Annotated in this window: 2 protein-coding genes; both read left to right on the top strand. The window is 73.8% G+C overall.

Going from position 1 to position 3,005, the window contains the following annotated elements; translation table 11 throughout:
• A partial coding sequence (locus tag AB0M20_RS35250; RefSeq protein WP_364304823.1) for a DEAD/DEAH box helicase occupies window positions 1-2,414 on the top strand: 2,414 nt, incomplete at its 5' end.
• Window positions 2,411-3,005: hypothetical protein (locus AB0M20_RS35255; protein ID WP_364304825.1), on the top strand; the 595-nt coding region annotated here is incomplete at its 3' end. The genes AB0M20_RS35250 and AB0M20_RS35255, both read left to right, overlap by 4 nt.

Raw genomic sequence — 3,005 nt, forward strand, 5'->3', positions numbered from 1 at the left:
ACGGCCTGGTCCGCACCCGCCTGGCCGAGGCCGGTGTGACCCTCAGCGGCGACCCGTGGCTCGCCGCCCTCACCGCCGACGACGCGTCCGGCGCCTTCGAGGCCGGCGCCGCCACCGTGCACACGCTGACCGAGCTGCTCGACGCGTGGCACGCCGACGCGACCAGCGGGGCCGCGGTGCGGGTCGTCTTCCGGCTGCGGCATCTGCAGGAGATCGAGCCCGACCTGCCCGACGCCACCGGTGCGCCGGCCGACACCGGCGAGCCGGACGACGCCTGGCTGCTCGAGTTCCTGCTGCAACCACTCGACGAGCCCAGCGCGCTGGTGACCGCCGTGGACATCTGGCGAGACGAGGCCGCGCCGCTGCGCCGCTGGACCCATCATCCGCAGGAGCGCCTCCTCGCCGGGCTGGGCCGGGCCGCCCGGCTCTACCGCGACCTCGACGACGCGCTGCGGGTCGCCCGCCCGGCCGACATGGTGCTCGACACCGAGGGGGCGCATCGTTTCCTCAGTCAGGCGGCGGTGCTCGAGCAGGCCGGCTACGGCGTGCTGGTGCCGGCCTGGTGGCGCGACCGGCCGGCGCTCGGCATGGCGCTGGAGGTGCGCACCCCCGAGCCGATCAGCCCGGTGCTGCGGGACCGCACGACCAACCTGTCGTCGCTGGTGAGCTACAACTGGGGGCTGGCGCTCGGCGGGCGGGTGCTGACCGAGGACGAGCTCGGCGACCTGGCCCGCGCCAAGGTGCCGCTGGTGCGCATGCGCGGGCGGTGGGTGCACCTCGACCCCGACCGGCTGGCCGCCGGGCTGGCGTTCCTGCGGCGTGGCGGCGGCACGATGACCGCGGGCGACGCGCTGCGCATGATCCGGCTGCTCCCGCCCGAGGAACTGCCGCTGCCGGTGACCGCGGCATATGGCGAGGGCTGGGCGGCCGGGCTGCTCACCGGCGAGCTGGACGAGCGGCTCGAGCTGCTGGACCAGCCGCCCGATCTGGTGGGGGTGCTGCGGGCGTACCAGAGGCGGGGTTTCTCCTGGCTCGCGTTCCTCGACGGCCTGGGGCTGGGCGCCTGCCTGGCCGACGACATGGGGCTGGGCAAGACGGTGCAGCTGCTTGCCCTGCTGCTGCACGCCCGCCGGGGGCCGACGCTGCTGATCTGCCCGCTCTCGGTGCTGGGCAACTGGCAGCGAGAGGCAGCCCGGTTCGCGCCGTCGCTGCGCGTCCGGGTGCGGCACGGCGCCGATCGGCCCGCGGTGGACGAGCCGGAGGGCGACTTCGACGTGCTGCTCACCACCTACTCCACCGCGGCGCGGGACTGGCCGGCGCTCGCCGGGATCGGCTGGGACAGGATCGTGCTGGACGAGGCGCAGCATATCAAGAACAGCGCCAGTGGCGTGGCCCAGGCGGTGCGGCGCATCCCGGCCCGGTCGCGGATCGCGCTGACCGGCACCCCGGTGGAGAACCGGCTGGCCGAGCTGTGGTCCATCATGGACTTTCTCAACCCGGGCGTGGTGACCAACGCGCACACGTTCCGGGCGCGGTTCTCGGTGCCGATCGAGCGCTACGCCGACGAGGACGCGGCGCTGCGGCTGCGGCAGGCCACCAAGCCGTTCCTGCTGCGGCGGGTGAAAGCCGACCCGGCCGTGATCGACGACCTGCCCGACAAGCGACACGTCCGGCACCTGTGCGGGCTGACCGCCGAGCAGGCGACGCTGTACCAAGCCGTCCTCGACGACATGCTGGAGCGCATGGCCGAGACCAGTGACCGGCGCAAGGGTTTCGTGTTGGCCGCGATGACCAAGTTGAAGCAGGTGTGCAACCACCCGGCGCAGCTGCTCGGCGACGGCTCGCCGCTCAGCGGCCGGTCCGGCAAGCTGGAGCGCCTCGAGGAGATCCTCGACGCGGTGCTGGCCGCGGGGGAGCGGGCGCTGGTGTTCACCCAGTTCGCGAGATTCGGCTCGATGCTCACCCCGCACCTGGCGGCCCGGTTCGGGGTGCCGGTCCGCTACCTGCACGGCGGCACCCCCCGGGCGGAACGCGACCGGCTGGTCGCCTCTTTCCAATCCGACGAGAGGCCAGGCATCTTCGTGCTGTCGCTCAAGGCCGGCGGCACGGGCATCAACCTGACCGCCGCCAACCACGTCGTGCACGTCGACCGGTGGTGGAACCCGGCCACCGAGGCGCAGGCCACCGACCGGGCGTTCCGCATCGGGCAGCGCCGCGACGTGCAGGTGCACACGCTGACCTGCCTCGGCACGCTGGAGGAGCGCATCGACTCGCTGATCGCCGAGAAGGGTGAGCTGGCCGAGCGGGTGGTCGGCAACGGGGAGAGCTGGCTGACCACGCTGTCCACCACCGAGCTGCGCGACCTGTTGCGCCTGTCCCCGGAAGCCGTCGGATCCTTCGGGGGTGCCGTGTGACCGAGCTCGAACCGGTCCGGATCGCCGCCCCGTTCCTCGGCACGTTCGAGTCGCTGCGGATGGGCGGCACGTTCTCGCGCGGGCGGCGGGACGCGCGGGCCGGGCACGTCCGCAGCCTGACCATCTCGAGCAGCCTGGTGGTGGCGCAGGTGCGCGGCCCGGAGGACCAGGCGTCGTTCCGGGCGCGGATCGCCCTGCGGGCGTTCGGCGCGGCGGAGTGGTCCCGGGTCGAGAACGAGCTGGCGTCCCAGGCGAGGTACGTCGCGGACCTCCTGGCGGGCCGCATGCCGCCGGGGATCGAGGGGGTGTTCGCCGCCGCCGGCCTGAGCCTGCTGCCGCTGTCGCTCGACGAGATCGCGATGGACTGCACTTGCGAGACCTGGCCGATGCCGTGCATCCACCTGGCGGCAACCCTCTACGAGCTGGCCCGGTCGTTCGACACCGACCCGTTCGGGGTGTTCGCGTGGCGGGGCCGGCCGCGCGAGGAGTTGCTGGACCGCCTGCGCCGGTTGCGCGGGGCTGTGGCGGTGGAGGCGCAGATCGAGCAGGAGGCGGCAGCGGCTGCCGCCGCCGACCAGGCCGGGCGGGACA

Source organism: Actinoplanes sp. NPDC051633, from assembly GCF_040681735.1.
Taxonomy (GTDB): Bacteria; Actinomycetota; Actinomycetes; order Mycobacteriales; family Micromonosporaceae; genus Actinoplanes.